This is a genomic window from Bradyrhizobium sp. USDA 4341 (genome assembly GCF_054063755.1).
The window spans coordinates 1,810,725-1,834,375 of the sequence record NZ_JBSSGO010000002.1; the positions used below are offsets into that span (position 1 = coordinate 1,810,725).

The 23,651-nt window shown below is 64.1% G+C and carries 17 protein-coding genes; 7 read left to right on the forward strand and 10 right to left on the reverse strand.

Annotation, left to right across the window (positions count from 1 at the left end; genetic code table 11):
- Positions 1 to 359 precede the first annotated feature (359 nt).
- Together ACVIGB_RS14685 and ACVIGB_RS14690 are read left to right on the forward strand one after the other, a co-directional pair.
- The gene (locus ACVIGB_RS14685; protein WP_456725173.1) at positions 360 to 1,148 is read left to right on the forward strand and encodes a Crp/Fnr family transcriptional regulator; all 789 of its coding nucleotides are present in this window, start codon (positions 360 to 362) and stop codon (positions 1,146 to 1,148) included.
- 553 nt (positions 1,149 to 1,701) lie between these two features.
- Positions 1,702 to 4,134 (forward strand): arylsulfatase, encoded by a 2,433-nt coding sequence (locus tag ACVIGB_RS14690; RefSeq protein ID WP_456725172.1) that lies wholly within the window; start codon positions 1,702 to 1,704, stop codon positions 4,132 to 4,134.
- 258 nt (positions 4,135 to 4,392) lie between these two features.
- Here the strand turns inward: ACVIGB_RS14690 and ACVIGB_RS14695 are convergent, their stop codons facing one another.
- Together ACVIGB_RS14695 and ACVIGB_RS14700 are read right to left on the reverse strand one after the other, a co-directional pair.
- The gene (locus ACVIGB_RS14695) at positions 4,393 to 5,313 is read right to left on the reverse strand and encodes a complex I NDUFA9 subunit family protein (RefSeq protein ID WP_456722087.1); all 921 of its coding nucleotides are present in this window, start codon (positions 5,311 to 5,313) and stop codon (positions 4,393 to 4,395) included.
- A 123-nt stretch (positions 5,314 to 5,436) separates the two neighbouring features.
- Positions 5,437 to 5,805 (reverse strand): VOC family protein, encoded by a 369-nt coding sequence (locus ACVIGB_RS14700; protein ID WP_092115441.1) that lies wholly within the window; start codon positions 5,803 to 5,805, stop codon positions 5,437 to 5,439.
- A 224-nt stretch (positions 5,806 to 6,029) separates the two neighbouring features.
- On the opposite strand from ACVIGB_RS14700, the gene bfr reads away from it, so the two are divergent.
- Positions 6,030 to 6,512, forward strand: a complete 483-nt coding sequence (gene bfr, locus ACVIGB_RS14705) for a bacterioferritin (RefSeq protein ID WP_456722086.1) — start codon at positions 6,030 to 6,032, stop codon at positions 6,510 to 6,512.
- 377 nt (positions 6,513 to 6,889) lie between these two features.
- Here the strand turns inward: bfr and ACVIGB_RS14710 are convergent, their stop codons facing one another.
- On the reverse strand, positions 6,890 to 9,220 hold the full coding sequence (locus ACVIGB_RS14710; protein WP_456722085.1) for an EAL domain-containing protein: 2,331 nt from the start codon (positions 9,218 to 9,220) through the stop codon (positions 6,890 to 6,892).
- Between the two features lie 488 nt (positions 9,221 to 9,708).
- The gene (locus ACVIGB_RS14715; protein ID WP_456722084.1) at positions 9,709 to 9,945 is read right to left on the reverse strand and encodes a DUF1127 domain-containing protein; all 237 of its coding nucleotides are present in this window, start codon (positions 9,943 to 9,945) and stop codon (positions 9,709 to 9,711) included.
- Positions 9,946 to 10,126: 181 nt separating this feature from the next.
- Between ACVIGB_RS14715 and ACVIGB_RS14720 the strand changes: the two genes are divergently transcribed.
- A complete protein-coding gene (locus tag ACVIGB_RS14720) occupies positions 10,127 to 11,470 on the forward strand; it encodes an aminotransferase-like domain-containing protein (RefSeq protein ID WP_456722083.1) in 1,344 nt (447 codons plus the stop codon).
- Positions 11,471 to 11,580: 110 nt separating this feature from the next.
- Here ACVIGB_RS14720 and ACVIGB_RS14725 read toward each other — a convergent pair whose 3' ends face one another.
- Complete coding sequence (locus ACVIGB_RS14725) at positions 11,581 to 11,937, reverse strand: hypothetical protein (protein ID WP_143046638.1); 357 nt, start codon at positions 11,935 to 11,937, stop codon at positions 11,581 to 11,583.
- Between the two features lie 89 nt (positions 11,938 to 12,026).
- Positions 12,027 to 12,635 carry a hypothetical protein gene (locus ACVIGB_RS14730; protein ID WP_456725171.1) on the reverse strand — a complete coding sequence of 203 codons (609 nt, stop codon included), beginning with the start codon at positions 12,633 to 12,635 and terminating at the stop codon, positions 12,027 to 12,029.
- 83 nt (positions 12,636 to 12,718) lie between these two features.
- Here ACVIGB_RS14730 and ACVIGB_RS14735 point away from each other — a divergent pair, with 83 nt between their 5' ends.
- The gene (locus tag ACVIGB_RS14735) at positions 12,719 to 13,153 is read left to right on the forward strand and encodes a hypothetical protein (RefSeq protein ID WP_092115447.1); all 435 of its coding nucleotides are present in this window, start codon (positions 12,719 to 12,721) and stop codon (positions 13,151 to 13,153) included.
- Here ACVIGB_RS14735 and ACVIGB_RS14740 read toward each other — a convergent pair.
- The 3 genes from ACVIGB_RS14740 to ACVIGB_RS14750 all read right to left on the reverse strand — a co-directional run bounded on the left by ACVIGB_RS14740 (position 13,150) and on the right by ACVIGB_RS14750 (position 19,203).
- Positions 13,150 to 15,552: an EAL domain-containing protein gene (locus ACVIGB_RS14740; RefSeq protein ID WP_456722082.1), complete on the reverse strand. Its 2,403-nt coding sequence runs from the start codon at positions 15,550 to 15,552 to the stop codon at positions 13,150 to 13,152. The two genes, ACVIGB_RS14735 and ACVIGB_RS14740, sit on opposite strands and share 4 nt — an antisense overlap.
- Before the next feature lie 147 nt (positions 15,553 to 15,699).
- The gene (locus tag ACVIGB_RS14745; RefSeq protein ID WP_456722081.1) at positions 15,700 to 17,706 is read right to left on the reverse strand and encodes an alpha/beta fold hydrolase; all 2,007 of its coding nucleotides are present in this window, start codon (positions 17,704 to 17,706) and stop codon (positions 15,700 to 15,702) included.
- A gap of 78 nt (positions 17,707 to 17,784) precedes the next feature.
- Positions 17,785 to 19,203 (reverse strand): MFS transporter, encoded by a 1,419-nt coding sequence (locus ACVIGB_RS14750; protein WP_456722080.1) that lies wholly within the window; start codon positions 19,201 to 19,203, stop codon positions 17,785 to 17,787.
- A 618-nt stretch (positions 19,204 to 19,821) separates the two neighbouring features.
- Between ACVIGB_RS14750 and ACVIGB_RS14755 the strand changes: the two genes are divergently transcribed.
- A complete protein-coding gene (locus ACVIGB_RS14755; RefSeq protein WP_456654859.1) occupies positions 19,822 to 20,898 on the forward strand; it encodes a lysylphosphatidylglycerol synthase transmembrane domain-containing protein in 1,077 nt (358 codons plus the stop codon).
- Positions 20,899 to 21,013: 115 nt separating this feature from the next.
- Entirely contained in the window at positions 21,014 to 22,972 is a 1,959-nt protein-coding gene (locus tag ACVIGB_RS14760; RefSeq protein ID WP_456722079.1) for a hypothetical protein, read from the forward strand.
- 43 nt (positions 22,973 to 23,015) lie between these two features.
- Here the strand turns inward: ACVIGB_RS14760 and ACVIGB_RS14765 are convergent, their stop codons facing one another.
- A complete protein-coding gene (locus ACVIGB_RS14765) occupies positions 23,016 to 23,588 on the reverse strand; it encodes a DUF2147 domain-containing protein (protein WP_456722078.1) in 573 nt (190 codons plus the stop codon).
- Between the last annotated feature and the right edge of the window lie 63 nt (positions 23,589 to 23,651).

A 23,651-nucleotide genomic window follows, 5' to 3' on the forward strand; every position in this document is an offset into this window, starting at 1 on the left:
CAAGCTCCGACTGCTATCGCGGTCGTCGCAAACATTCTCGGACTCCCTTCCAGTTTATGGCTTTTGCTCAAGCGCGCGTGCGCTGCTCCCAGATCGATCTAGCTTCGAGAAGTCAGGCGCCTCCGCGACCGCTGACTATGCAAACTCGGCGATCCGAAGCCTGCCTCTATGTCCGTTGTTGGCCCTCTTCGGACCTCATCGCGCGGCCCACGGATGACTGCTCACCGGGGACCAGCGGACTTCGGCGGAAGGCCGCGCGACTTCCGAGTTTGACCCATCTCGGAAGTCGGGTGGTCAAGTTTGCTGCGCTGGGAATAACAACTTCCGGTAAGCTGGCCTCACCGGCTCCAAAAGGAGATATGTCCATCATGCTGGACCGCATCCTCGATGCAGCAACCGACAACCTCAGGTTCGCGAAGATTCTGGTCCAAATGGGCCTCGATCCGAACAACGTGACCTGGGACGCCATCTTCAACCGCCTGCTGGAGCTCTTCCTGCACAACATCACCCTTGCCAATATGTTCGCCCTGATCGGCGCGATCTTCTTCGTCGCCACGTTGCTGACCCACACGATGGTGCCGCTGCGGGTCGCGAACATGATCGGTTGCGCGTTCTTCGCCATCTTCGGTGCGCTCACCGGAGCCGTCACGACCTTTCTTCTGTATTTCCTGATGATTCCCATCAATGCCTACCGTCTCCGTCAAATGCTCGCTCTCGTGAAGAAGGCGCGCACCGCAACGCAGGGCGACATGTCGATGGAGTGGCTCAAGCCGTTCATGACTGACCGCAAGTATCGCAAGGGCGATATCTTGATGAGGAAAGGTGACGCGGCCAAAGAAATGCTGCTGACCGTCACCGGCAAATTCCGGGTCGTCGAAATCAACGTCGAACTTTCGCCGGGGCGTTTGATGGGCGAGCTTGGTTTCCTCACGCCCGACAACCGCCGGACCGCGACGATCGAATGTATCGAGGATGGCCGCGTTCTAACTATCAGCTACGAAAAGCTGCTCGAGATCTACTTCCAAAACCCGCAGTTCGGCTATTACTTCCTTGTCTTGACCAGCCAGCGCCTGCTGGAAAATCTCGCGCGGGCCGAAGCCATCATCGCGCAGAACAAAATCGCGCCGCAGCCGCCTCTCGCCAACTGACAGCGGCCCCGGGCGATTGATCGCGGCCGTCGTCTGCTCGGCCGCCGCTGTCCTAATCGCCACTGGCTTCACGCGCATGGCGCAAAACTTGAATTCGGGGACCTTTCCAAGCGGATCGAGCGCCACATTGGCGAGCAGATTGGCAACAGGCCTCCCGCTCATGCTTCGGGAGGGCTTGAAGTCCGATCATTACACGCTGCCTGCGGCCATCGCCGATAAAGCGAAGCCAAAATCGAGAGCGTCTTGCTGCAGTGCATGAGTCTGTTGTTGGCCCTCTTGAGACATGCCGGACGGCCGTGACGATGTCCGCTTCCGAATGAAGACGGGAAGTGCCGACCCGTCGGTGCGAGGTCTCAGTTTGACCCAGAACGGACCATCCTCGCCCAGATAAACCCCGCGCGCGCTCCGGTGGATCGAATTTGCATAGACACGCGCGGCGATACCTCTAAGCTACTCCACGGCGAAATATTATTTCGGCGCCTCTATCAGTCGTAGGGAGAGCATCGTGATCAAAATTGCGAGTTTCCTGTCATCGACAAGTATCCTTCTGTGCATGTCGCTCTCGCCGGACGCCTCGGCCCAACAGATCACGGGCACGCCGGGCGCGCCCAGTGCCACCATCACGCTCGACGGCAAGCAGCTTCCGCCTGAGCCGCCAAAGTTCGGCGGCGTGATCAACGAGACTGCCAAAGATTCCAAACCGTATTGGCCACCCTCGGTCGTGCCGCCCAAGGGCGCGCCAAACGTGCTGCTGATCATGACCGACGACCAGGGTTATGGCGTTTCCGGCACCTTTGGCGGGGTCATCCCGACCCCGAACATGGATCGCATCGCCGAGTCGGGGCTGCGCTACACGCAGTTCTGCTCAACCGCGCTTTGCTCGCCGACGCGGGCGGCGCTGATCACCGGCCGCAACCACCACTCGGTGGGGTATGGTGTGATCGGCGAAATGTCGACCGGCTACCCCGGCTACAATTCCGTTATTGGCCAAGAGAGCGCAACGATCGGAACCATTCTCCGCGACAACGGATATGCCACGTCGTGGTTCGGCAAGAACCATAACACTCCGACCTATCTGTACAGCGCGGCTGGTCCGTTCGACCAGTGGCCGGTCGGCATGGGCTTCGAATACTTCTACGGGTTCATGGGCGGCGAGACCGACCAGTGGACACCCTATCTGTTCCGCAACACGACCCAGGTATTTCCATGGATCGGCAAGCAAAACTACAATCTCATCACCGACATGGCAGATGATGCCATCAACTACATGAACAGCTTGAACGCCGCCGCGCCAGACAAGCCGTTCTTCGTCTACTACGTGCCGGGCGGCACGCATTCGCCGCACCAGCCCAAGAAGGAATGGATCGACAAGTTCAAGGGCAAGTTCGACATGGGTTGGGAGAAGCTCCGCGAGCAGATCTTTGCCAACCAGAAGAAGCTCGGGGTCATCCCCGCGAATACCCAACTCACCCCCTGGCCGGATTCGCTGCCGAAGTGGGACTCGCTGTCCTTCGTGCGAAAGAAGCTGTACGCGCGCGAGGCCGAGGTGTTCGCCGGCTACGCTGCCTATACCGACTATGAGATCGGCCGCGTGATCCAGGCCGTTCAGGACATGGGCAAGCTCGACAACACGCTGATCATCTATATCAGCGGCGACAACGGCACCAGCGCCGAAGGCACGCTTGAAGGAACTCCGAACCAGATGACCGCCTACAACGGCATTCTGGACCTCCCGGAAGCCGAGCTGATGCTGAACTATGAGGCCTGGGGCTCCGACAAGACCTACCCGCATATGTCGGTCGCGTGGTCGTGGGCGTTTGATACGCCGTTCAAATGGACCAAGCAGGTGGCATCGCACTTCGGTGGCACAAGGCAAGGCATGGCCATATCATGGCCAGGCCACATCAAGGACGCCGGTGGCATCCGCACCCAGTTCCACCACATGATCGACATCGTGCCGACGATCCTCGAGGCCACCGGCATCCAGGCGCCCGCCACGGTCAACGGCATCGCGCAAAAGCCGATCGAAGGCGTAAGCATGGCCTACACGTTCGACAAGGCAAACGCCAACGCACCATCAAAACGCGAGACGCAGTATTTCGAGATGTTCGCCAATCGCGGAATCTACAACAACGGCTGGTATGCCAATACGACGCCGCCGGTGCCGCCGTGGATCCTGGGAACGGCGAAGCTGCCTGAGATCAACGAATACAAATGGGAACTCTACAACATCACCGAGGACTTCTCGCAAAACAACGACCTCGCCGCCAAGAATCCCGACAAGCTGAAGGAGATGCAGGCGTTGTTCCTGACCGAGGCGGCAAAATACCAGGTCTTGCCGCTGGACAACTCGATCCTGCCGCGCATTGTGACACCGCGGCCGAGCGCTACCGCCGGACGAACGGAGTTCACCTTCAAAGGGGAGAATGCCGGCATCCCCGACGGCAACACCCCGAGCATCCTCAACAAAGATTACACCATCACCGCCGAGATAACCGTTCCCCAGGGCGGCGCGGAAGGAATGATCGCTACTTACGGCGGCCGCTTCGGCGGATACGGTCTCTATCTGCTCAAGGGCAAGCCGGTGTTTTCCTACAACATGCTCAATCTCAAGCGGTATCGCTGGGAGGGCGGCGTGGGAAATCGCGATGTCCTTGGCGACGCGCTCAAGCCCGGCAAGCACACGATTGTGTTTGACTTCAAGTATGACGGTCCCGGCCCCGGCAAGGGCGGCACCGGCGTGCTCACGGTGGATGGCAAGCAGGTCGCCAAAAAGTCGATGCCGCACTCGATTCCCTTCCTGATGGCGATCGACGAAACCTTTGACATCGGGAGTGACACCCGCACGGCGGTGGATGACAGCTACAAGCTGCCGTTCCGCTTCACCGGCAAGATCGACAAGCTGACCTACAAGCTTGGCGCGACGCAAATGACGAGCGATGAGCAAAAGGTTATGCGGCACGCGTTCGAAAGAGCGAGGGATTGAGCGCGAAACGACTCGCTTCAATGTCTGCTCTTGGCCCATCCCGTCAGTTGGCGCAATGCAGCGACATGTCCGGAGTTGAGGGTAGACCAGAAATAGCTGGCCGACTGCAAAGACGACGCGATTGACCCATCGCGTCATCTGCAGCAGCCGACGGCGCACAGTCATATCGCTGCCGCCGAACGGCGGATACACCATAGCGTCCTGTAACAGTAGCGCGCGAACCCGCCATCTGAAGCGGATTTAACCGATGAGCCCTCTTCATCCGCGCTTCGACAGCATCTCTTGGAGCATCGCCTCAACCGAGTACGGCGAAATCCCAAGTTCGACAAAGCCAGGCATCTCCGGCGATGACACGGTGTCGATCTGCATGAGCTCCACCTGATTGCGCGTGAGAAGTGGCTCCGGGAGTATTTCGGAGGCCCATGCCAGCACGTGCCAAACGGCGAACGGGATGGGGACCAGGATGGGCGCGAGATCAGCCTGGCGCGCGACGATTCCGACCAATTCCTCGTAAGAGTGGACGCGAGGGCCGCCGCACTCGAAGATCGTCGGTCGCGTCTCGGCTCGCTGGATGATCCGAACCGTCGCTTCCGCCACATCTTCCACATAGGCAGGCTGCAGACTCATCAAGCCGCGGCCGAACATCGGGTAGATTGGGAGCCGGCGGAGAAGCTTGAGGATGGTCGTGACGAACGCATCGTCCGGTCCGAACATGACGGCCGGTCGGATGATATGTGCGTCGGCGAAGGCAGCCCTGACCACCAATTCGCCTTCGCCACGCGCTCGGATGTACCGCGATTGAGACGCGGCATCGGCGCCGATGCCTGAAATGTGAACGAGCCTTTTGACTCCGGTCCGGCGCGCTTGGGCTGCTACCCGTTCGGCGGCTTCGACATGAACGGAATGAAACGTCTCCCGACCGTGCTCGACGTAAAGGCTGACCGCGTTTACGGCGGCGTAAGCGCCGGCAAGTGCATCCGCGACAGACCGTACGTCGTGAATATCGACCTGGACCAATTGAAGTTGCGGATCATGAGGGCCAGACTGACTGCGCCCGCGATCTGGATGCCTTGACGCGATCCGGACGGGAAACTCGCGACCGCGCAGATGCTGAACGATACGGCGGCCGAGAAAACCGGTTCCGCCGAATACGGTGACGGTGCGACCGTTCGTTGCCATCCTTTGATCTTTGCTCGAGAGACCGCGCCATAGCCCGAGCCGAAGCCGACGTCAGGGCGATGGCCGTCTGTCGGAACAATACCCTCTCGCAGCGACTATTGGAATGCAGGCTGCTTCGATCCGCTATTGGACGGAAGCCGGAAGCAAAGGTCGAGCGAAACTGAGTTCGTGGCCGTCGGGATCAACCAGGTGGAAGAAGCGCTCACCCCATTCGGCATCGCGGGGCACGGTCGCCGGCTTGTAACCTGCCGCGAGCGCGCGTTCGTAAAGCGCGTCAACATCGGTGACGTAGAAGATGACCCGACCCCACCAGGACCAGCGTCGTTCGGCAGGTTGGTCGATGAGGTTGAGGTAGCTCGTACCTACTCGAAAGCTAGTGAACGACGACCATTCACCGCCATGCAGTACCTCAAACCCCAGCGCACGGTAGAATTGGACAGCCCGTGGCATTTCATGCGTGCCGAGTGTGACCGCGCTGACTCCCTCGATCATGGCCAAACTCCCCTGTTCGATTTCGCTGCGCCTTTTTTTGCCGCGGCAGCGGGATTAATCTCCACCTCATGTGTGACGAACGGCAGCAAGTCAACGCCGAGCAGCCCTTTCCATGCGTCGCCGCTCACGGCGAACGGTAGACGTCCCAAACAGTTCGAACCGAACATGGAGAGGCTAAACTCTAACCAGTCGATCCGAACAGCACACGCGAAAAGGAGCAGAGCATGAGGGGCGATAAAAATGTTATCGAATACCTGAACAAAGCGCTTCGCCACGAGCTCACCGCGGTGAACCAATACTGGCTGCACTACCGCCTGCTCGACAATTGGGGCTACAAGGTGCTGGCCAAGATGTGGCGCAAGGAATCGATTGAAGAGATGCAACATGCAGACGAGCTCATCGAACGCATTATCTTCCTCGATGGATCTCCCAATATGCAGACGCTGGAATCCCTTCATATCGGGAAGACCGTGAAGGGCGTGCTCGATAGCGACTTGCAAGCCGAATTGTCGGCGCGCTCCCTCTACGCTGAAGCCGCGACCCATTGCCATCAGGTCGAAGACTACGTGACACGGGATCTGTTTGAGCAACTCATGCACGATGAGGAAGAGCATATCGATTTTTTGGAAACCCAGATCGAACTTGTCGCGAGGATCGGTCTTGAGCTATATGCCCAGCGTCATATCGGAGAGCTCGACAAGGACTAAAGTGCCAACAACTGCTTTGGCCCTTCTCAGTCATGCCGCGCTGGCTGACGAAGGTCCGTTCCGGCAAGGCTCACCGCCTCGTTAGAGTTGTGATCAATCTCAAGACCGCAAAAGCGCTCTGGGTTGAAGAGCCGGCAAGGCTACCCTCGCCAACGAGGGACCGAATAAGGGCTCCATCTGCTGCGATGCATGAGTCTGAAGCTGACCCTTCTCGAACCTCCGGCGAGGTCCGCCTTCTCGCCGCTGTCAGGGTGAAAGCGGACGTCAAGCGCCCCTCATCCAACTCCGATTTGTGAGAATACGGCCTAGCTAATTGGTCAGCGGCCACCATCGAGGCAAAGCCACGGGCAAAAGAATGCTGCCAAAGCGGTGTTCGCCTAAAGGCGATTGCGTTTTGGCTGGATCCGGCACGCCGCGCGCTCGATGCTGGCCGCCACCAGCGGCGCCTTGTCGGCGGTGACGGGCGGGGAAAACACGAAGCCCTGCACCAGATCGCAATCGAGCCCGCCGAGCACGTCCACTTCGGCCGGCAATTCGGCTCCCTCCGCCACGACAGTCATGCCCAGGCCGTGCGACAGGGCGATGATGCCGCCGAGCAGCTTGCGCTTCTCCGGCGCGGTGGAAATGCCGTCCACGAAGGCGCGGTCCACCTTCAGCCAGTGGAACGGCAGGCGCGTCAGATAGCCGAGCGAGGAATAGCCCGAGCCGAAATCATCCAGCGCCAGCCGGACGCCGAGACCGGAGAGCGCCGACAGCGTGCGGCTGATCCGCTGCTCGGTATGATCCACGAACAGGCTTTCGGTCAGCTCCAGGCAGAGCAGCTTCGCCGGAAAGCCCGTCTCCGCCAGCACCGCCGAGACGGCCGCATCGAAATCCACGTTCCAGATCTGCGCCGGCGAGACGTTGACCGAGACGGAGCGCGGCGGCAACCCGGCATCGAGCCAGGCGCGGCCCTGCCGGCAGGCCTCGCGCAGCACCCACAGGCCGAGATCGACGATGAGCCCGGAGCTTTCGGCGATCGGGATGAACTCCGCCGGCGAGATTGGTCCGCGCTCGGGATGGGTCCAGCGCAGCAGCGCTTCGAAGCTGGTGACGCGGCCGGTCCTCAGGTCCACCTGCGGCTGGTAATGGGCCTCGAGGGTGCCAGCCTCAACCGCGTGGCGCAGATGCCGGCCGAGATCGAGCCTTTGATCGACTGCCTGGGCATAGACCGGCTCGAACAGTTGCGCCCGGCCGCGCCCGGCCTCCTTGGCCATATAGAGCGCCAAGTCCGCATTGCGCACGGCGGTCTCCGCCGTCGCCCCATGCTCCGGCAGCCGGGCGATGCCGATGGTGGCGCCGACGAAGGCCTCGCCCTCGGCGAGATCGACGGGGACGGACAGCTTGCCGATGAGCCGATCGGCAAGCCCGGTCAGCGCGGCGTCGGACGTGCCGCGTCCCTCCGCCAGCACGGCGAATTCGTCGCCGCCGAGCCGGGCGATGAAGGCGCGCGGCCCCAGCTCCTGCCGCAGCGCAGCCGCTACCTGGATCAGCAATTTGTCGCCGGCGGCATGGCCGAGGGAATCATTGACCTCCTTGAAGCGATCGAGATCGATGAGCAGCAGCGCGGCACCCCGGTCGTGCCGGGTGCAGCCCTCGATCAGGGCGGCGAGCTGGCGCGTGAACAGCGCGCGATTGGCGAGCCCGGTCAAAGGGTCGGTATAGGCGAGCTGCTCGAGTTGGCGCTCAGCCTCCTTGCGCTCGGTGACGTCCTGCACGGTGCCGATGATGCCGATGACCTTGTCGTGGGCAACCTCCGCCTTGCAGATGACAGCCAGATCGCGGGCCGTGCCGTCCGCGTGCAGGATGCGCAGGTCGGTGGCCTCGGTCCTTCGGGTGCGGACGACCCTCCTCTGCAGGTCCTTGAAGCGGTCGGCGTCGCCGTCCACGAAATAGGGCCTCATGCTCTCATCGGTCGGCTCGAACCTGTCGGGGCCGAAGCCGAGAAGCTGGTAGAGCTCGGGCGCCCAGGTCGTACGGCCGGTGTCCAGACGGTAGCTCCAGGTGCCGATCTTGCCGAGCCGGTGGGCCTCCTCCAGCGCCCGCGTGCGCTGGTCGAGCAAAGCTTTGGCCGCCCTGAGCTGGGTGATGTCGCTGGACGTGCCGCGATAGCCGAGAAAGGTGCCATCATCGGCGTAGATGGGCTTGCCGCTGGTGCAGATACTGACGCGTGACCCGTCCTGGCCGATCAGCGTATAGGTGAAGTCGCGAAAAGGGCGATGGGCCTCCATGTCGGCCCGGTGCCGCGCCATGGCCTCCCCGTCCTCGGGTGCATAAGCCAGTTCCCAGCGCGCCTTGCCGCCGGAAGCCACCGTCTGGAAGGCCGCATTGCCGGCAAGCGATTTGGGATAGGGCAGCAGCCGGTGGGCAGCGTCGCTCTCCCAGCACCAGTCCGAGGCGGTAGAGACAAAATCGGCCAGCCGTTGCTCGCTCTCCGTCAGGCGCCGCAGCGCGGAGGTCTCCTCCGTGACGTCGCGGACAATGCCGGACACGCGTCGGACCTGACCGCGCGCGTCGAATTCCGGCTCGCCATGCACCACGCAGTCGAGCAGGCTGCCATCGGAACTGCGGAGCCTCGTCCGCACCGCATAGGGCTGCCCCTCCGCCCAGCAGGCCGCGTAATGCGCCGCGAGAATCTTCCGGCTTTCAGGCAGATAGCGCTCGCGCACCGTGGCGATGGGGACGTAGCCGTCGACCGTCTCGAATTCGTAGAAGGCAGCAAGCTCGGGCGATATCCAGAAATCGGTCGCCGCGGCACTCTGCGACTCCCAGTAACCCATGCGGGCCAATCTGATGGCGCACCGCAGCGACCGCTCCTCATGCCAGCGGCGGCGCGCTTCCCGGGTCGGGGCCTGCCCTTGCGACAATTTGCGAGCGGCCATCGGTCCCCAACTACAACGCTAGCGTACGCAACTAATACGCTAGCATAGAGCGCCACAACCTTGGAGCGACGGCGGCGACAAACCGGGGTTGTTCCGCTTCTTTGGTGTAGTTTCGGTGAATTCTGCAACCGGCACCAGGTGTCCGGACGCGACCTAATCGGAACAGTTCTTCGCCACGCTCAAACACTGGTTGCTCGAAGCCGCACCGCGAACCATCGCGGCCGTCCGCGATGCGATCGCTCCGATCACGCGAAGCCGTCGCACCAAGGTCCTGTTCAACGGATCCGCACCAGCTCCATATCGAGATCGCCGGCGACGGCGGGCTCGATCTGGCAGCGCGAGATTCCGATATCGCGCAGCGTCCGGTCATCGAGCTGGCGCAGCGTCTTGATCGCCTCCCGGCGCACCCAATAGGTCGCGAGTGCATCGCCCCACACTCGGATCAATCGGAGCAATCCGTCCATCATGCTGGACCGCGCGGGCGATGTCGCAGCTGAGTATATCGTCGTCATTGTCATCTCCTTCGATGCCCAAACGACAAATCTATGCCGTTGACGCAAATGCCGTTTCGACACCTGCGCCGTCGTAACCTCGGATCGCTTGCGCGCTCCTCGGTGCAATCATGGGCTTGTTCCTTCTTAAATGATCCGGTACATTGCTCGGAGCAAGCAAAACATTGCTCTCGGTGCAATAATGTCGAGGTTCGAATATCTGAAGCTGGCGGATGCGGTGGCCGCCGAGATCGCCAGCGGCGCGCTGAAGGCGGGCGACCGCCTGCCGCCGCAGCGCCATTTCGCCTATGACCGCAACATCGCGGTCTCGACTGCGAGCCGGGTCTACACCGAGCTGTTGCGGCGCGGGCTGGTGGTCGGTGAAGTCGGCCGCGGCACCTTTGTGTCCGGTGAGGCGCGCCGCGGCATCGCCGCTCCGACCGAGCCGCGCGGCGCCCGCATCGATCTCGAATTCAACTATCCGCTGCTGCCGCATCAGGCGACGATGATCGCCAAGAGCCTCGAAGGGCTGGAGCGGCCCGAGGTGCTCGAGGGCGCGCTGCGGCCGGCGACCAGTTTCGGCACGCGGGCGGCGCGCACGATCTCCGCGGAATTCCTGGCACGCAAGAGCTGGGCGCCGAATCCCGACCAGATCGTGTTCACGGCCAATGGCCGGCAATGCATCGCCTCTGCGCTCGCCGCGGTCGTGCCGCCCGGCGGACGCTGCGGCGTCGAGGCGCTGACCTATCCGTTCGTGAAGGGCATTGCCGCACGGCTCGGCATCGCGCTGGTGCCGCTTGCGATGGACGAGCACGGCGTACGCCCTGACGCGGTCCAGAAGGCGCACCGCGAGGCGCATCTGTCCGCGCTCTACATCCAGCCCACGATCCAGAACCCGCTCAGCATCACGATGCCGGCCGAGCGCCGCGCCGAGCTGTTGCGCGTGGTGGAGAAGCTCGGCCTCGTCGTCATCGAGGATGGCGTCTACGGATTCCTCGACGATGAGGTGCCGCTGGCCGCGCTCGCGCCGGACAGCTGCATCGTGCTCGACAGCCTGTCGAAGAAGGTCGCGCCCGGTCTCGCGCTCGGCTTCATCGTCCCGCCGCCGCGGCTGCGCGAAAGCATCATGGCCGCGGTGCGCTCGGGCGGCTGGACCGCATCGGGCTACGCCTTCGCCGCCGGGCAGCGGCTGATGGCCGACGGCACCGCCGCCGAACTGTCACGGCTGAAGCGGATCGACGCCGGCCGCCGCCAGCAGATCGCGGCCAAGCATCTGGCCGATTTCGAGATCCAGACCAACCCGAAATCCTATCATCTGTGGCTGACCTTGCCGCCGCACTGGCGCTCGCAGACCCTGGTCGCGGCCGCGGCACGACGCGACATCGCGCTGACGCCGTCGACCACCTTCGCCGCCACGCCGGGACACGCGCCCAATGCGGTGCGACTCGCGCTCGCCGCGCCGCCGATGGAGCAACTCGACCTCGGCCTGCGGACGTTGGCGGGAATGCTGAGCGCGACCGAGGAGGATTTTGATTCGACGGAATGACAGCGCACGCTCACTCCGAAGCGGCGCAGCGGCCCAGAATCGAATACAGGCGGCACTCGCGATCGCGGCACTCGCAGCGGCCTATTCTCGTTGATCCGAGCGCCAGAGCATCAAAAGCCACAGGCCGCATACGTCTTTCTCACGAGACGAAAATGCGCGCCCTCGGCTACGAAATCCACATCCAGGCATTGGTTGCCCCTGCGATATTCCCCGATCACGCCGCACTGCAGATATTCGAGGTTGATCCGCCAGCGCTTCTCTTGCGGTGAGTAGGTCGCAAAGTCGTGCTGCGCGACAGGCGTTCCCTTGCAAATTCCGGCAACATATTGCCGCACGTCGGGCGGCAGATTGTCGACGTGATTGTGATCAAGCGGATCATGCTTGTTGCCTACGCTGCCCTTGGAAAGAGCCGGGGAGATGCTCAAGAGCGCAAGGCATAGAGCCAGAAGGGGGGTCCGGATTGTCATCTGACACTCCAGCTTGAAGCAAATCGGTTGCTGAGTTTACAGCGTGTTGCTTACAGCCCGCTTACAGTCCGGTCGCGAGAGCGGCCGCCTCACCGATTGCGAACCGCCTTCGGCAAAAGCCCATCAGGCAATTGATCGAAGCTGTAGCGCCGCGGGCGGTTGCGGGTGACGAAGCCGCCGACCTGCCAGGTGAACAGCGCGGCAAAGCCGACCAGGAACAGCGCGCCCATCCAGTTCGCAGCCAGCAGCGCCATCACCAGCAATCCGGTCATCGCCACGGCAAGGCACGCCAGCAGCGCCAGCGCTGCGGTATATGTCTTCGGCCCGAGGCCTCCGACCAGCCTGGCCGTGCTGCCCGCCGCCTGCATCCGGCGATGCAGCTCGACGATGAAGTCGCGGTAGAGATGGCCTTGCGGCGCGACCAGCGTCGCGGTCTGCCAGGTGGTCGACAAGATCGCGATCCGCCCGCCTTTAGCATTGTCGATGTCGGCGCGAAACCGCTGCTGCTGCATCGAGACCGGGCGATAGGACAGTTTGACGGCGGAGATGTCCTTGTAATCCCACACGCCCGACCTGCCGGCGATCCGCCACGACAACCCGTCGTCGGTCAGCTCGAACTGGTGCGCCGAGCCGATCAATGAGGCCTTGTAGGCATAGCGCACCGGCGCGCCCTCGCCTGCCTCCGGCCGGTCCTGCAACGTTGTTGGCAATCCGCCGTTCCACCTGTTCAGACACATCCGCGCGCTTGCATGGGATGTCACGCCTATCCTACAAGCGAGCCATGCCCGAGACGACCTATTTTCCGCGTTACCTCATCCTCGGCGGCGCGATGATATCCGGCGTGCTGCTGGCGCTTGCCGTGCACATGCTCGGCGCGCGGTATGGGCTCGATCTCGGCGGCCTGTGGCGCTCCGATACCCACGAGTTCATGCCGGCAGGCGCGGCGATCGCGTGGTGGCTGATTGCGAGCGTCGGGTTTTCGGGCGGCTACTTCACCGCCAATCTGATGCACAGCGCGGTCGCCGGCCAGATCCCGCAGCGGATGCGCCAGTTCCTGATCGTCGTCGGCGTGCTGATGCTGGCCGGCGCCGGCCAGGCCGCGGCGGCGCCGAGCACGGTCTCGACCATTTCCGCCGTGCTCGCCGGTCTCGCCGCGCTGTGCCTCGGCGCCGTGATGGCGTTTTGCGGCGCCTATTTTGCCCAGCGCAGGAACTAGGCGACCGACCGTTCCGGCGCCCGGCGCAGCATCTTGGCGACGTCAGCCGCCGGCCGCGGCGGGCTGAACAGATAGCCCTGCGCCTGCGTGCAGCCTTCCCGACGCAGCAGGTCGAACTGGGTATCGGTCTCGACCCCCTCGGCGGTGGTGACGATGCCGAGGCTTTTGCCGAGACCGGTGACGGCGCGCACGATCGCCATCGAGTCCTCGCGCGTCGCAAGGTCCGTCACGAACGAACGGTCGATCTTGATCTTGTCGAACGGGAAGCTGCGCAGATAGCTCAGCGAGGAATAGCCGGTGCCGAAATCGTCCAGCGAGATCCGGACGCCGAAACCACGCAGCTCGTGCAGCACCGCGAGCGTCGCCTCGCTGTTCTGCAGCAGCACCGATTCGGTAATCTCGAGCTCGAGCCGGTCCGCCGACAGGCCTGACGCCTCCAGCGCCGCCTTCACCGACGGCACCAGATTCGGGTTCTTGAACTGCACCGGAGACAGGTTGACGGCGACCGCGATGTCCGCAGGCCATCTCATCGCCTCGGCGCAAGCCTTGCGCAGCACGATCTCGCCCAGCGGCACGATCAGCCCGGTTTCTTCGGCGACGGGAATGAAATTGTTCGGTGCGATCAGCCCGCGCAGCGAATGATTCCAGCGCACCAGCGCCTCGAAGGCGACGACCCGATCGCCCACGACATCGCGGATCGGTTGATAATAGACCTCGAACTCGTCGCGCTGCAGCGCGAGCCGCAGGTCGCGCTCGAGCAGGCGGCGCGCCTGCGCTCGCGCATCCATCCCGGTCTCGAAGAACCGATAGGTGCCCCGGCCGTCGGCCTTGGCGCGATACAGCGCCAGATCCGCCTTTTGCAGCAGCTCGTCGGGATCCTTGCCGTCCTCGGGCGCGAGCGAGATGCCGATGCTGACGCCGATCACGAGCTGATGGCCCCCGATCTCGTAGGGTGCTGCGATCCGCTCGACCACCGCACTTGCCAACGACGACACCACGGACGGCTCGCAGTTGCTGCAGAACTGCACGATGGCGAATTCGTCGCCGCCGAGCCGCGCCACGGTGTCGTGCTCAGTCACGCATTCGCCCAGCCGGCGCGCGACCTCGCGCAGCAGGGCGTCGCCGATCGGATGTCCGAGCGTGTCGTTGATCTCCTTGAAATGATCGAGATCGAGGCAGAGCACCGCCAGCTGGTCGGAGCGCTTGGCCAGTCTCGAGGCCTTCTCCAGCTGCTCGCGGAACAACGTCCGGTTCGGCAGATTGGTCAGCGCGTCATGCCGCGCCATGTGTGAAATCTGTTCCTGGGCCTGCTGCCATTCGGTGATGTCTTCGAAGGTCGCGACCCAGCCGCCACCCTTCATCGGCTGATCGACGACACGAATCGCGCGCTCGTTGCGGCTGACGATCCGCGTCGCGCTGTGGCCGGCCTTTGCCTCGGCGAGGAGCGCGTTGCAGAATTCCTCGGGATCGCCGTCCCACTCACCGATGCAATGGAGGTCCTGCAGGACGTCGATCAAGAGGCGTCCCTGCAGCGGCACGCGATTGCGCCCCATGATCTCGCTGTAGCGCTCGTTGAACAGCATGATGCGGCCATCGGCATCGAACATGCACAGTCCCTGCGACATGTTCTCGAGCGCGGTATCCAGCACCATTTTCTGCTTGTGAAGCTCGGTCTTGGCGCGACGATCGAGGATGGAGGCGATCAGCGAGAGGCCGAGGATCGCGAAGGCCGCAACCGCGGTCATGAAGGAGAGCACGCGCGGCGAGACCGAGAGTCCGTCGGGAACGATCGTCGGATCCGGGACCAGCGTCACCGCACCCATCCCGGTGAAATGATGCGAGACGATCGCAACCGTCAGAAGACCGGTCGCAGCCGCTGTGGTGCCAAGGCGCTCGCCGCGTGTGGCGACGACCAGCGCAAGCGCGCCAAACAGACTTCCGAATACGATCGATGCGATGACGATGCCGGGCGACCAGACGATGCGCGCGGGCAGTTCCAGCCCCAGCATGCCGGTGTAATGCATCGCCGCGACACCGACGCCGACGATCGCGCCACCGGCGGCGGCCGTCTGCCAGCGTTCGTTGAGCGTTGCGACCGCCAGGCCGACGGCCAGGATCGCAACCGCGAGCACCAGCGACAGCAGCGTGATCGGAATGTTGTATCCGGCCTCGATGCCGGGATCGTACGCCAGCATCGCGACGAAATGGGTGGCCCAGATGCCGCAACCGCCGACCGCCGCATCGAGACCGATCCAGATCTCGCGGGCTCGGCCTTCTGCCGCGCGGGCGCGGTGAAACAGGCTGATCGCGACGGCGCTGGCGAGCAGACAGATCACGCCACCGAGGACGACCAACCGCCAGTCATGTTCCAGGGTGAGACAGGTTAGAACGCGAAACATTATAGGCCCCATTTATGGACCCATAAAAACAGGCGCATTCGTGTACGAACGGTAACCGCACCGCAACAAGGCTTCACGCATGGTGAAAAAGCCTTGAATGGACGCGAGGCAATCGGGGAAACCCGCAATCCGCTGGTGCAGTTCGTCTTAGCCGCGCAACCCTGGCACCAGTTCAGCCCCGGTCTCGACCTTGAGCGACGAGCCGGCGAAATCGTTTCCGATCGGCTGGCAACCACCGCCGAGATGCTTGGCGAGGAACGCTTCGGTGACGCCGTAGAAGGCAAGCCGATTTTCCGGCCGCACAAAGCCGTGCCCCTCGTCGGCGAATGTGATGTAGGTCACGGGCACGCCACGCTGCTTGAGCGCATTGACCATCTGCTCGGACTCGGCCGCCACAACCCTGACGTCACGCATGCCCTGCGCGATCAGGATCGGCTTCACGGCACGGTCGATGTGGGTCAGCGGCGAATGTTCGACCAGGAACGCGCGACCGGTCTCGGTGCCGGGATCACCGAGCCGATTTTTCCAGACGCTGATCCACGGACCCCAATAGGGCGGGATCGTCGCCATGAAGGTGACGAGATTGGAGATGCCGAACAGGTCGACGATGCAGGCGAAGACGTCGGGCGTCTTGGTCGCGGCGACCAGCGCCGAATAGCCGCCATAGCTGCCGCCGAAGAAGCCGACACGCTTCGGATCGGCGATGCCTTGCGCGATCGCCCAATCGACCGCATCGATCAGGTCGTCATGCATCTTGCCGCCCCACTCGTGATCGGCGGCGGTGATGAAGGCTTTGCCGAAGCCGGTCGAGCCGCGGTAGTTGACGGCAAGCACCGCATAACTCCGGTTGGCGAGCCATTGATGGACCGGGCTGAACCCCCAGGTGTCGCGGTAATACGGCCCGCCATGGATCACCAGCACCAGCGGCACCGTGCCGGCTGCGGCCTCGACCGGCCGGGTCAGGTAGCAGTTGAGATGCAGGCCGTCGCGCGAGGGGATCACGACCGGCTCGAGCCTGCGCAACGCGAGACCGTCGAGCGCACGGTGCTGGGTGTAGAGCTTGCGCACCTCGCGCGTCTTGCGGTCGAGCAGCGCGTATTCACCGCTCTCGGTGTCGCGTTCGAAATGGACCGTGCCGAGCCGAAGATCGTCGCTATTGCTGACAAAGCTGATGTCGCCGCCGCCATAGCGGCCCAGATCGGCGAGGTCGTTGGCGACGCTTTGATCGACGGCGTGCCAGCGCATCCGGTCTGTGATCGCCAGCGCCGCCAATGGCCGGCGATTCTCGTCGAAGATCGCCCGCACGATGTCGGCATCATCATCGGCGGCAAGCAGCGTGGTCTGGCGCGTCGCCATGTCGAGGGCGAACAACGCCGCCTTGTCGCGGCCGCGCGAGTCGATCAGGTACAGCGTCTTGCCGTCGGCGCTGAAATCCAGCAGCTGGGTCGTATCGGTCTCGGCGATCGGCACTGTCATGAACGGCGCCCAGCTGCCGTCCGGACCGCGCTCGAACACCTCGGCAGAGCCGTCTGCGATCAGGCGCGACGCCAGCCGGAGCTGGAATGTGCTGTCGGTGATCAGCGCGATATAGTCGTGGTTCTCGTAGACGAGTTCGCTGGCGCCGGTCACGATGTTGACGCGGTACATGTCGAAGTAGCGCTTGTCGCGCTGGTTGTGCCGCAGCAGCATCTCCTCGGGGAATTTGCGATCGGACTCCTGCAGGAAGGCCTTGACGCCGGTCTCCGGCGTCAACGGCACAATCTTCCCGTCGGTGATGTCGACGCTGGCGGCACGCCAGTTTTCGTCGCCGTCGCGCTCGCGGAAGAACACCACATGGCGGTTGGTATGCGCCCAGCGATAGCCGGCTGAGATGTTGCGATCGGTGACACGGGTCACCGGCCGCGCCGCCTTGAGATCGGACAGCGGGGCGACCCAGAGGTTGTTCACACCGTCGAGCGGCGCGACATAGGACAGCTGCGTCCCGTCCGGGCTGAGGCGGACATTGATGTAATCGGGATTGTCGAAGAACACCCTGCGCGCGATCAGGCCGGGCGCCTCGCCGCGGGCCGGACCGATCAGGTTGGCAAATGGCAGCGAGGCGCCGAGCATGGCGGCGCGGCGCAGCAACAGACGACGGTCGATTGGTGCAGGCATCTGACCAGCCCCCTCGGCGACAGTCCCCGACCGCGCAAGGTTAGATGCCGCGCCGCGACCGCGCAACGACCGCCTCGCTCATTGCCGCGCTTGTGATGATGCGCCGATCCAGATCAGCGCGGCGGCGGCAAGCAGTACGCCGGCGGAGATCACGAGTGCCGCATGCAGGCCGGCGATGAAGGCTGCGGACCGGCCGACCATCGAGCCGAACAGCGCGACACCCAGCACGCTGCCGGTCTGCCGGGTCGCGTTCAGCACCCCGGCCGCGATCCCGGCATGCTGCGGCTCGACACTGCCGAGCAGTGCCGATGTCAGGGGCGGCACCAGCAGGCCGAGGCCGCCGCTGATCGCCAGCAGTTGCAGGCAGATCGCGAGATAGCCGGTACCTGCACCGATGAACAGCATCGCCAGGCATCCGGCGGCCGAGATCGCGGCGCCGAGCGCGATCGTCCTCGGCGCGCCGATCCGCTCCGCGACATGCGGCGCGATCAAATTGGCGGGCAGCACGGCGCCGAGCATCGGCACGAACGCGAGGCCGGTGGCGAACGCCGACAGCCCGTTGACTTGCTGGAAGTAGAGGCTGAGCACGAAGATCAGCCCGTAGAACGCAACGTTCACCAGCAGGCCGACCAGCGAGGTCAGGGCAAACATCCTGTTGCTGAACAGCGAGAGCGGCAGCATCGGCTGCGCCGTGCGCGCCTCATGCCAAACGAACAGCACGGAGAAGGCGGCCGCCAGAGCGAAGCCTGCGACCACGAACGGGCTGTCCCAGCCGAGCGCGCCGCCCTCGATGAGCGCGCCGGCCAGCGTGCCGAGCGCCGCGATCGCCGCAATTTGTCCCGGCAGATCGAGCCGGTGCTGGTGATGGCGCGTGGTTTCGCCGGCAAAGCGCCAGGCGAGCCACAGCCCGGCCAGGCCGATCGGCAGATTGACCAGGAAGATCGCGCGCCAGCCGACCAGCGTGATCAGCCCGCCGCCGACGAGCGGGCCTGCGGTCAGGGCAAGGCTCGCGCCTGCGGCCCAGACGCCGACCGCACGTCCGCGCGCCTTCTCGTCCGCATAGGCGTGGCGGAGCAGCGCGAGCGAGTTCGGCACCAGGATGGCCGCGGCCAGCCCCTGCACGCAGCGCGCGGCGATCAGCGTCACGGCATCAGGCGCGACGGCGCACCCAACCGACGCCGTGGTGAAGATGGCAAAGCCGGCCATGAAAACGCGCTTGGCGCCGATCCGGTCGCCGAGCGCGCCCGCAGTCAGGATGAAGGCGGCAAAAGCGATGGTGTAGGCGCTGACCACCCATTGCAGCTCGGCAACGCCGCCGCCGAGCGAGCCGCCGATGGCGTTGAGCGCCGTGTTGACGATGGTGACGTCGAGTTGCACGACGCCATAACCGAGACTCATCGCGGCGAGCGTCAACGTCGCCGCAAGCCCGGTCGACTGCTGATGCGACCCCGCGCGCTGGTCCGGCACGCGACGGAGGTTCGGGGATGTCTGTTGCATGGTCTTGACCTCGCTCTGGGCAACCAATGCGAGAGATAGGTCTTCGTTTCTCAATGATACTTCGCTGTGGATCGAAGTGTGGCATCGTCGTGCCGGCCGGGACCGCGTGGCCGCGGCGATGTTGCGCGGCGTTTTGCCTCAATAGACCTACGGACCGCCCCCCGGGCGCCTCATTTCCGGCCCGAACGGCGGTCCACAGCCGGATCACGCACATGCGCACATCGACTTCACGCTTTGGTAAACGGCGCAGCCGGCCCGGACGTCCCCCACGCTGATGCATAACGTCTATTCGCTCCGCTCCGACGGCCCTGCAGTAGCGCTGCGACGACGGCAAAATCGGCAAAAATACCGACGAAATCGCCAGGAACGGCTGAAGGACGACGGAACATGCGGTGGTCCCGTCGCGGACGACGACCTAGCTGCGACTCACATTCCGCAGCGCGAGAACATATGTAGCCAGTATGACAACAACGCTGGACGGGAGCCGAAGGTTGGCTTGTCAAGGGCTGCACAACGCATCGGTTTTGCCTTATGGGTCATCGCGTACGGTGCGTTTGCCCGTCACCCGTCGCCGTCCGTGACCGGGTCCCACTGAAATTGTCCCTGCCGGGAGGATGAATGCTTCGGCTGCTGACCACGCTTGGGCGTGGCTTCAAGGAAAAGATCGGCTGGAAACGGCTCGGGGTCGCTGCGAGCGTGCTCATCATCGCGTTCGCGGTCACGACGCTGGTCCACACCCTGAAGGGCGTCGACACCGGTATCATCCTCACCGCGCTGACCGACATCGCGCCGCACCGGATCGCGCTGGCGGCGCTCTGCGTCGTCGGGGCGTTCTGCACGCTGACCTTCTATGACTTCTTCGCGCTGCGTACGATCGGCAAGACCCACGTCCCCTACCGCATCGCAGCGCTGTCGAGCTTCACCAGCTACACGATCGGCCACAATATCGGCGCCACCGTCTTTACCGGCGGCGCGATCCGCTTCCGGATCTATTCCGACTACGGCCTCTCCGCGATCGACGTCGCCAAGATCTGCTTTCTCTCGGGCCTGACCTTCTGGCTCGGCAATCTGTTCGTGCTCGGCTTCGGCATGGCCTGGCACCCCGCGGCGGCATCGGCCATGGACCTGCTGCCGCCGGCGATGAACCGGCTGATCGCGCTCGGCTGCCTTGCCGGCATCGGCGCCTATTTCGTCTGGCTCCTGACCGGCGAGAAGCGCCGCGAGCTCGGCCAGAACGGCTGGAAGGTGGTGCTGCCCTCGGCCAAGCTGACGCTGCTGCAGATCATCATCGGCGTGGTCGATCTCGGCTTCTGCGCGCTCGCGATGTATCTCCTGATGCCGACCGAGCCGCATATCGACTTCGTCTCGCTGGCGGTGGTGTTCATCCTGGCGACGCTGCTCGGCTTTGCGAGCCACGCCCCCGGCTCGATCGGCGTGTTCGACGCTGCGATGCTGGTGGCGCTGCCGGAGTTCAGCAAGGAGCAATTGCTGGCGACGCTGGTCGTGTTCCGTATCCTCTATTTCCTGATCCCGTTCGGGATCTCGATCTCGATCATGGGCATGCGCGAGCTGTGGCTCAACGTGGTGCGGCCCTGGCAGGAACGAAAAAGACTCAGCCAAGCCTGCACGGCTTCGGCGACCGTGCGGCAACCGATCGAAAGCCGGCAGCAGCAGATCAGGCGGCTGAGGCGGTAACAGCGAACGTTATCAGCCCGAAGTGCCTGTTTTGAGTCCCGGTTTCGATCCCCGATTGTTGGTCTCTGCAGCCGCTTCTCTTATTTTCGCCGTACCACTCGCGTCAAACCGCGCCATGATTGGCTTTCTGGTTCGATTTTCGTTTCGTGTCACGGTCTGCAGCGTGCTGCTCGGCAGCGCGCTCGCGGCGGTATTGGCTTCAGCCGCCGACGCGCAGGATACCCAGCTCTCGATCTCCTGGGAGGTCCGCAACCGCTTCCGGCTGTTCCGCGAGGAACGCGACTTCCGTCTGCATGTCGAAAGCGGGCTCGGCCGCAGCGTGCTGGCCTCGGAGCAGGCGCTGGAACTGCAAAGCGACGGCCGCGGCTGGGCGCGCAACACGGTCAACCGGCTCTGCATCGACCTGCAGGGCCGCGTCAGCGAGCCCTGCACCCGCGACAACGTCAAGGAAAGCTATCTGACGCCGATCGATCATCCGATCGTGGTGCGGCTCGCAGGTCCGGTTCCGGTCGGCGCGACCTGCGCCTGGTCGTTCGACGATGGCGACGGGCCGCAATCCTCGACATTCGATTGCGCCGAGCCGGTCAATCTGCGCGTCCGCTACGGCCGCACCACGGTCGCGACCGTCGATGTCGCCAGCGGCTCGGACGCCAACCAGCGCGTGACGACCCAGATCGCGGTGCGCGATCTGCTGATCGCCGGCCTCGGCGACAGCATCGCATCCGGCGAAGGCAATCCCGATCGCGCGATCGCACTCTCCGACGAGGGGTTCTGCTTCCGCTCCTATCTCGGCGGCGCGCAATACTACCGGCCGAGCCGCGCCGGCTTCAAAGGCGGCCGCGCCTGCGAAGCGCCCGACACCCTGACCAACTGGCAGCGCCAGAGCGCGCTGTGGCTCAACTCGGCCTGTCACCGTTCGCTGTACAGCTACCAGACCCGCACCGCGCTTGCACTCGCCGTGCAATATCCGCACATCGCGGTGACCTATCTGCCGCTGGCCTGCACCGGCGCCACCATCGCCGACGGCCTGCTCGGCTCGCAGCAGGCGCGGGAATGTCTGCCGACGAAAACCGCCAACACCTGCTCGGGCACCGTCAACGGCCAGATCGCGGAGCTGCGCACGGTGCTCGCAGCCGCCAAGCGCCGGCAGCCGGACCGTACGCTCGATCTCGTGCTGCTGTCGGTCGGCGCCAACGACATCTACTTCTCCGGCCTCGTCGCCAACGTGATCGTCGACACGCCGACCGAACGCGCGTTGTTCAGCCAGGGCGGCTCGATGGCCAGCGTCGACGATGCCCGCTCGGCACTGGCGCGCGACCTGCCGGCCGATTTCGCCAAGCTGCGCGATGCGCTGAAGCCGTTGGTCGGCGGCGACCTCTCGCATGTGGTCTACACGGCCTACGCCAATCCGGCGCTGGCCAATGGCGGCGCGGCCTGCCCCGGCGGCCGCGCCGGCTTCGAGATCCATCCCTCGTTCAACGCCGATCCGAAGCGGCTCGCGGCGGTCTCGGGCTTCGTGCAGAACGAGTTTCTGCCGCAGCTCAAGGCGATCGCGCAGTGCCAGTCCGGCATCATCTGCCGCAATCCGCAGGCCGACCGCATGACCTTCGTCGATGCGCATCAGGATGCGTTTGCAAGCCACGGCTTCTGCGCACGCGCGTCGACCGATCCGGAGTTCGACCGCGACTGCTTCGCCGCCAACGGCGACAGCTTCGTCTCCGACATCGTCGCCGCAGCCAACCAGCCGCTCAAATGCGGCCGCAGCGCCGGCGAATACCGCGCCTATCTGCCGCGTGCGCGCTGGATCCGCGACGCCAATGACAGCTATTTCGCGGCGATGACCTACCCGCAGGGCCTGCCGTCCTCGATGCAGCCAACCGACATCCACGATGCGACATGGGGCATCCTGTCGGCGGTGTATGGCGGCGCGGTGCATCCGAGCGCCGAAGGCCATGCGGCGATGGCCGATGCCGCGGTCCCCGCAGCCGCCACCGTGCTCCAATTGAACACCACGGTGCCTGAGGTGATCTCCGAGCCGGTCGCGCCGTTGCCGACTGCACCGGTGCAACGCTGAACGCTGCGTGCGGCCGCGAACGAACGTGATCCCAATGAGGGTCCTAGTGCCGCTTCGTCGCCGGCAAGGGCGCCGGTGGCGGCGGCTTCATCGCTGCGGCTTGCGCGGGCAGATATTTGGCGACGATTGTGGGATCGAGTTGCGCCAGCGCCGCGTCCGGCAGCCGGGTCCAGACCTCGTCCTTGCCGAACAGCGAGATGCCGAGATAGCCGCGCATGGTCAGCGTCTGTCCATCGGCGCTCAGCGTCATCTTGGCCTTGTAGACCTTGCCGTTGCGCGGATCGAGCACGTTGCCGCCTTCATAGGCGAGCCCGTTGCGCTTCATGTCGCGGATCAAGGGAATGCCAAGCCACGGCATGTCCTTGCGATCGTCCGTGCATTTCGAGCAGACCGGATTGGGCGGATCGCCGGGCGCTGAGAACATCTTTGCGATCATGCCTTCGAACAGGCCGTTGCGCTCGATCACCAGGAACCAGCCTTCGGGCTTGCCGTCTTCGATCTTCTGCCAGAGTCCGGCCGCCGATAGCTCGGCCGCGGAAGCTGCAAGCGGAGCAGCTAGCACAAAGGCCGTAGCGATCGCCAGGATCAGCCGAAGTCTGGATCGCGTGTTCCGCATCATCATCACCTGATCAATCGACAAACTCGATTACGAGCAGACTACGGCCATTTCGCGGAGTGT

Excerpts from the sequence above, each read along its gene's own strand:
- ACVIGB_RS14685 (WP_456725173.1), top strand. The coding sequence starts at position 360 with ATGTCCATCATGCTGGACCGCATCCTCGATGCAGCAACCGACAACCTC.
- ACVIGB_RS14690 (WP_456725172.1), top strand. The coding sequence starts at position 1,702 with ATGTCGCTCTCGCCGGACGCCTCGGCCCAACAGATCACGGGCACGCCG.
- ACVIGB_RS14695 (WP_456722087.1), bottom strand. The coding sequence starts at position 5,313 with ATGGCAACGAACGGTCGCACCGTCACCGTATTCGGCGGAACCGGTTTT.
- ACVIGB_RS14700 (WP_092115441.1), bottom strand. The coding sequence starts at position 5,805 with ATGATCGAGGGAGTCAGCGCGGTCACACTCGGCACGCATGAAATGCCA.
- bfr (WP_456722086.1), top strand. The coding sequence starts at position 6,030 with ATGAGGGGCGATAAAAATGTTATCGAATACCTGAACAAAGCGCTTCGC.
- ACVIGB_RS14715 (WP_456722084.1), bottom strand. The coding sequence starts at position 9,945 with ATGACGACGATATACTCAGCTGCGACATCGCCCGCGCGGTCCAGCATG.
- ACVIGB_RS14720 (WP_456722083.1), top strand. The coding sequence starts at position 10,127 with ATGTCGAGGTTCGAATATCTGAAGCTGGCGGATGCGGTGGCCGCCGAG.
- ACVIGB_RS14725 (WP_143046638.1), bottom strand. The coding sequence starts at position 11,937 with ATGACAATCCGGACCCCCCTTCTGGCTCTATGCCTTGCGCTCTTGAGC.
- ACVIGB_RS14735 (WP_092115447.1), top strand. The coding sequence starts at position 12,719 with ATGCCCGAGACGACCTATTTTCCGCGTTACCTCATCCTCGGCGGCGCG.
- ACVIGB_RS14740 (WP_456722082.1), bottom strand. The coding sequence starts at position 15,552 with ATGTTTCGCGTTCTAACCTGTCTCACCCTGGAACATGACTGGCGGTTG.
- ACVIGB_RS14745 (WP_456722081.1), bottom strand. The coding sequence starts at position 17,706 with ATGCCTGCACCAATCGACCGTCGTCTGTTGCTGCGCCGCGCCGCCATG.
- ACVIGB_RS14750 (WP_456722080.1), bottom strand. The coding sequence starts at position 19,203 with ATGCAACAGACATCCCCGAACCTCCGTCGCGTGCCGGACCAGCGCGCG.
- ACVIGB_RS14755 (WP_456654859.1), top strand. The coding sequence starts at position 19,822 with ATGCTTCGGCTGCTGACCACGCTTGGGCGTGGCTTCAAGGAAAAGATC.
- ACVIGB_RS14760 (WP_456722079.1), top strand. The coding sequence starts at position 21,014 with ATGATTGGCTTTCTGGTTCGATTTTCGTTTCGTGTCACGGTCTGCAGC.
- ACVIGB_RS14765 (WP_456722078.1), bottom strand. The coding sequence starts at position 23,588 with ATGCGGAACACGCGATCCAGACTTCGGCTGATCCTGGCGATCGCTACG.